Below are 4966 nucleotides of genomic sequence, written 5' to 3'. Positions count from 1 at the left end.
CGAGCTGAAGCGAGTGACCGGCTTCTCCCGCACACTGCGCCCGGCGCCGGCGCAGCTGACGTCGTGCCTGGTTGACCTGCATGGTCGCGCGATCCGCGAGGTCGTACCGCACCTCGCGGTGCCGGCAGGCTCGAAGGTGACCCGAGGGCTCGAAGCACGCCTGGCGGAGTATCTCGTGCAGCTGCGCGAATCGCTCCAAACTCCCGCACCCGAAGTTGCGTCGGGTCCGATCGTTGCCGCAGGCACCCCTGACACTCGTGGTCCGTCGAGATGACGCGGTCGATCGGCTATTCACGCCCGCTTGGCGCGACGCCGGATCACGAGGCGGAAAGGCGTGCGCTCCTCGATGCCGGGGCGGAGACGGTCTTCGTCGACCGAGGTCAACCTACCGCGCGTGATCAGCCCGAACTCTCCTTGTGCCTCGCCACGCTGAAGCCCGGCGACACCCTCATCGTGACCCGAGCTGCACGCCTGCGACCCGGGCTGACGGGTTTCGTGCAGACCGTGGCTGAGTTGACCGGTCGCGGCGTGGGGTTTCATCCAATGGCCGAAGCTGCGCTGGCTTCCACCGCGTCGGCGACCGATCCGCGAGAGCTGCTCATCGCTCTGAACGCGCTACGCGGGGAGCTGGTTGGCATCCGCACCCGTGCGGGTATGGAGCGTGCCGAGGCGGAGGGCAGACGCCCTGGGAGGCCGTCGGTGATGAGCCCGGAGCGACTCGCTGTCGCGAGGGAGCTTCGGCGGCAGCACCGGTCGATCGCGCACATCGCGAACGTCATCGGGGTCAGTCCTAGCGCCGTGCAGCGTGCCCTCGCTCCGCCCCGGCCCAGCTAGCCGGCAAATAGTCCGGGATCGACACTGCTCGTACCGAGGATCGCGGCGATCGCGAGTCCCAGACAGCTGAGCGCAGTCAGTATAGCCAACCCCTGTAACCCGACGCGAACGCCCCGGCGTGTACCCGCGACCACGACAACGGGTAGCGCGCAGACGACGAGCACAGGAATGAGCACGGCCGCAATGACGCCGAACTCCAGGAGCGTGTCACTGGACATCGGGATCATCCTCCCCGGCGAGCTTGGCAAGGAGGCGAGTCAGCTTCTCGCGGTGGCCCGTCGGGTCCGCGATCGTGGCGCGGGCAACATCTCGCACGAGGTCGAACTCGGTCGGCGGGAGATCCAGGACAGGCTGCAGCGCCCACTCGAGGTCCTCGTCGATCGTGAACCCTGGCTCGACCCCGGGCTTGTCCGGGTAGAAGGTCAAAGCGGCAAACGCGATGCGGTAGGTGGCGGCTTCGGCCTGTGCGCGATCGATCATGAGGTGTCCTCTCGGGACGATTGTGCCCCGCATCGCCGGTGGCGGCGGGGAGGTTGCTGGATCGGTGATCACCGGCTCAGCCCCGACGTGCGGGGAGGATTGCCGTAGAGCGGGGCGGCGGGGTCGACGGCTTCCTGCCGACGGGGATGCTGCCTAAGGCGGTCGTAGATGCGCCGCGCGATCTCGTCCATGCGCGCCTCCTCGGCCTCGCGCGCCAACACAGCGGCGGTCTTCGGCGGGGCGCTTTCCTCCGCTCGCGATCGGCTGGCGGTGAGTTCGGCGAGGTATGAACCAGCACGAGCTCGAGCGCTGTCACGCTCCCATCGTGCAAGGTCAGCAGAATCTGTGGGGGCGTCTCCGCGGATCGCAGCGAGCTCGTCCGGGGTGCGTTCGCGGGTGAAGAAGTCCCGCGCGGCTTGTTCGTTGGCGTGCCGCTCGGCCGCGCGCACGCGATGGATCCGGCGCGCTGGGAGACCCCACTCGCGACGCCGACGTTCACGCGCTCGATACTCACGCTGCTTCACCAACGACTCCTCGCGATTCTCCGCCCACCGGAGCCGTCGCCTCTCCAGGACCGCGTCACGATTCTCGGCGTAGTACCGCGCTGACCGTTCCCGCCCCGCCACAGGATCAGCCTCGTAGCGCTCGCGCTGCCACGCATTCACCCGCGCCCGATTGCCGTCCCGCCACCGGCGCTGGCTCTCCCGAGACAACCGAAGGAAGCGCTCGGGATTCTCCGCCTTCCGCCTGGCGCGAGCCGCGCGCTGATAGTCGAGATACGTGTCGCGGTTCTTTGCGTAGTACTTCCGCGCGTACACCCGCCGGCGCTCGCGTTGCACCCTCTTATTGCGATGGCGGGCATTGCGGCCCCGCATGTACTCCCGCTTCTGCGCCAGCACGTGCTCGCGATTCGTCGCGTCGTACACAGCGCGATACTCCCGAATCCGTTCGGCGTTACGCCGGCGCCACTCGCGCTTGTACTCGCGCTCAGCAGCCTTGCGGGCCATCTCCTTCGCGGAGTCATCCGCGTCCGGCAACTCGTCAGTCATGATGCCGCCGCCGGCGCGAGTCGCTTGATCTGATCGTCCCGAAACCCAGACCAGTGGTGCTCGGGTTCACCGTCGACGCACACGACGGGCGCCTGCGAGTAGCCGAGGTCCTCTGTCACGTACTCACGTGCCGCGTCGTTCTCTCGAAGGTCCGTGACCGTGAACTGGATCTTGAGCTTCTCGAGCAGCCTGGTCGTGAGCTTGCACTGCATGCACTGCGGTCCGGTAGTGTACACGGTCACTCGCACTGGAGGTCGGGGGTCACTGCTGCTGGTCGGGGTCGCCATGGCCGTGCTCCTCGACCCATTGGTCGAGCAGGTCGATCGGATAGAGGATGCGCGCGCCGAGTTTGCGGTAGGGCGGTCCTTCGCGGCGGTACCTCCACTGCGCAAGCGTGTGCTCGGTGAGTCCCGGGAGCAGCTCCACCACTTGGAGCGGAGTAGCGAACTCGTGTGAGAGGACGCGGCCCGAATGCTGACCTTCTTCGATCATGAGAACCTCCGTCGCTATTCTGCGTCGTGATTTAACATGAGTGAAGCAGATTCTGTTACACTCTGCAAGAGCAGGTTCTGCGAATTGCTGACGCACTCAGACATACTGAGGAGGTGAAGGTCGACGTGAGAACGCTCGAAGGCGAACCCATGACTGCGAAGGCAGCCGTGCAGCCAGTGGGATCCGGACTCCGCATCGCGCCAGCATTTGCCGCCACCGCGACGGACCAGTCCAGGTCCATCGAGACACGGATCGAGGCGCGCTACATCGCTGCCGAAGGGCGCTACGTCACCACCGCGGTCTCCGTCCGCGCCAGCGATGACACGACCGAGATCAATGCCAACGCGCTGCGCCAAGTGACCGTGCAGGCCATCGTCCAAGAAGCTGCACCCCACTGCATCGCGCTCACGCTGAGCGACAACCCAAACGCTGAATGGCTCACAGTCGCGGAGCTCTCGACACAAGACGGGCGGCTCATCCCCGACTGGCTCGCCGCCGACGTCGTGAAGCGCGGACCAAACGGAGCCCGCATGGACGTCATCGAGATCGTCTATGGCGCCGCCGCGCTCGCCGGCACGCCGCCCGTGCGCGCGATCGTCCGCGAGCTGAACGTCTCGCACCGCACGGCGTCCGACTGGACCGCAAAGGCACGCGCAGCTGGTCGCCTCGAGGGCATGAGCTACGCCGTCGGCCGCCAGGCAGATGGGTAGCATCCACAGCTACGACACACCCAGCGGGAAGCGCTACGTCGTCCGGTACCGGAAGCCCGACCACCGCCAGGCAGGCAAACGGGGCTTCAAGACCAAGCGCGACGCGGAAGCGTTCCTTGCCTCCGTCACGGTCGCCATGACCGAGAACTCATACATCGACCCCACCGATGCCCGAGTTGCTGTCGGGGAACTCGGGACGATATGGCTGGAAGACCAAGCCGCGGTTCTCAAGCCCTCCTCATTCCACCCACTGGAATCTTGCTGGCGAATCCATGTGGAACCTCAGTGGGGCGATCGTCGGGTCGGGGACATCAGGCACAGTGACGTGCGCGCGTGGGTCACCCAGCTCGCGGGTCACCGCGGCGCGGTCACTGTCATCCGCGCGTACGGGATCCTTGCCGCGATCCTCGACATCGCAGTCCGCGACCGACGCATCTCCGACAACCCCGCCCGCGGCATCCGCCTCCCCCGCAAGCGTGCAAAGGCACGCGTCTACCTCACGCATGATCAAGTTGCGACTGTCGCGCGACAAGCCCTCTACCCAGAAGTCGTGCTCTTCCTCGCCTACACCGGCCTTCGATGGGGCGAGGCAACCGGCCTCCGAGTACGAGACGTGGACCTTCAACGCAGACGCGTCACCATTCGCGAGAACGCTGTCCTCGTCAACGGTGCCCTTCACGTGGGGACACCGAAGACTCACGCGACCCGGTCGGTGCGCTACCCGAACTTCTTCGACGGCATGATGCAATCCACCCTCGCCGGCAAACGGTACGACCAACTGATCTTCGGCGATGGAGACAACCACCTCCGCCTACCCAACTCTCAAGACGGCTGGTTCGCCACCGCGGTCCGACGCGCCCAGAAGCAGGACCCGACGATTCCCCGCGTCACCCCGCATGACCTGCGGCACACCGCTGCGAGCCTGGCGATCAGCGCTGGCGCGAACCCCAAGGCCGTCCAGCGAATGCTTGGACACGCGTCGGCCGCAATGACATTGGACACCTACGCTGACCTCTTTGAGGATGACCTGGATGCCGTCGCAGACGCACTCGAGCGTGCGCGTACCCGGGCGACCCCGCCGACTGCCGGGCCGTTCCCGATGCTCCCTCCGGGCCCGTCCGGCCCCAGTCTGTGAACAGTCACCAGGAGCGGTTGTTCACACTTTGTTCACACCTGGCGTTTCCGAGCAAGAAGAAACCCCCGCGAGCCCAGTGTTGCCAAGGGTTCTGCGGGGGTTCCGGTGGCGGTGACGGTGGGATTTGAACCCACGGTAGGGGGTTACCCTACACAACTTTTCGAGAGTTGCACCTTCGGCCGCTCGGACACGTCACCGTCGTCCATCTTACGACAGACCTGGGGATGCCGCGAACCGGCGGCGACCTTCCGCGCCGAGCCACCCCA

The 4966-nt window shown here is 66.3% G+C and carries 8 protein-coding genes and 1 tRNA gene; 4 read left to right on the top strand and 5 right to left on the bottom strand.

Going from position 1 to position 4966, the window contains the following annotated elements; translation table 11 throughout:
* Together ACE3O1_RS14590 and ACE3O1_RS14585 are read left to right on the top strand one after the other, a co-directional pair.
* On the top strand, nucleotides 1-274 hold a 274-nt coding region (locus ACE3O1_RS14590; protein ID WP_374316269.1), incomplete at its 5' end, for a hypothetical protein.
* Nucleotides 271-834 carry a recombinase family protein gene (locus tag ACE3O1_RS14585; RefSeq protein ID WP_374316267.1) on the top strand — a complete coding sequence of 188 codons (564 nt, stop codon included), beginning with the start codon at nucleotides 271-273 and terminating at the stop codon, nucleotides 832-834. The genes ACE3O1_RS14590 and ACE3O1_RS14585, both read left to right, overlap by 4 nt.
* A gap of 207 nt (nucleotides 835-1041) precedes the next feature.
* On the opposite strand, the gene ACE3O1_RS14580 is transcribed toward ACE3O1_RS14585, so the two are convergent.
* The 4 genes from ACE3O1_RS14580 to ACE3O1_RS14565 all read right to left on the bottom strand — a co-directional run bounded on the left by ACE3O1_RS14580 (nucleotide 1042) and on the right by ACE3O1_RS14565 (nucleotide 2855).
* Nucleotides 1042-1314 (bottom strand): hypothetical protein, encoded by a 273-nt coding sequence (locus ACE3O1_RS14580; RefSeq protein WP_374316265.1) that lies wholly within the window; start codon nucleotides 1312-1314, stop codon nucleotides 1042-1044.
* A 68-nt stretch (nucleotides 1315-1382) separates the two neighbouring features.
* Nucleotides 1383-2363, bottom strand: coding sequence for a hypothetical protein (locus tag ACE3O1_RS14575; RefSeq protein ID WP_374316263.1), 981 nt, complete (start codon nucleotides 2361-2363; stop codon nucleotides 1383-1385).
* A complete protein-coding gene (locus tag ACE3O1_RS14570) occupies nucleotides 2360-2650 on the bottom strand; it encodes a glutaredoxin family protein (protein WP_374316261.1) in 291 nt (96 codons plus the stop codon). Before ACE3O1_RS14570 ends, ACE3O1_RS14575 begins: the two co-directional genes overlap by 4 nt.
* The gene (locus ACE3O1_RS14565; RefSeq protein WP_374316259.1) at nucleotides 2625-2855 is read right to left on the bottom strand and encodes a hypothetical protein; all 231 of its coding nucleotides are present in this window, start codon (nucleotides 2853-2855) and stop codon (nucleotides 2625-2627) included. Before ACE3O1_RS14565 ends, ACE3O1_RS14570 begins: the two co-directional genes overlap by 26 nt.
* Nucleotides 2856-2968: 113 nt before the next feature.
* Here ACE3O1_RS14565 and ACE3O1_RS14560 point away from each other — a divergent pair, with 113 nt between their 5' ends.
* Together ACE3O1_RS14560 and ACE3O1_RS14555 are read left to right on the top strand one after the other, a co-directional pair.
* A complete protein-coding gene (locus tag ACE3O1_RS14560) occupies nucleotides 2969-3565 on the top strand; it encodes a hypothetical protein (protein ID WP_374316257.1) in 597 nt (198 codons plus the stop codon).
* On the top strand, nucleotides 3558-4700 hold the full coding sequence (locus ACE3O1_RS14555) for a tyrosine-type recombinase/integrase (RefSeq protein ID WP_374316255.1): 1143 nt from the start codon (nucleotides 3558-3560) through the stop codon (nucleotides 4698-4700). Before ACE3O1_RS14560 ends, ACE3O1_RS14555 begins: the two co-directional genes overlap by 8 nt.
* A 106-nt stretch (nucleotides 4701-4806) precedes the next feature.
* Here the strand turns inward: ACE3O1_RS14555 and ACE3O1_RS14550 are convergent.
* Nucleotides 4807-4897, bottom strand: a tRNA-Ser gene (locus tag ACE3O1_RS14550).
* Between the last annotated feature and the right edge of the window lie 69 nt (nucleotides 4898-4966).

It is taken from the genome of Microbacterium sp. (genome assembly GCF_041909575.1).
Classification (GTDB): Bacteria; Actinomycetota; Actinomycetes; order Actinomycetales; family Microbacteriaceae; genus Microbacterium.
This window is presented reverse-complemented; position numbering and strand designations above follow the sequence as displayed.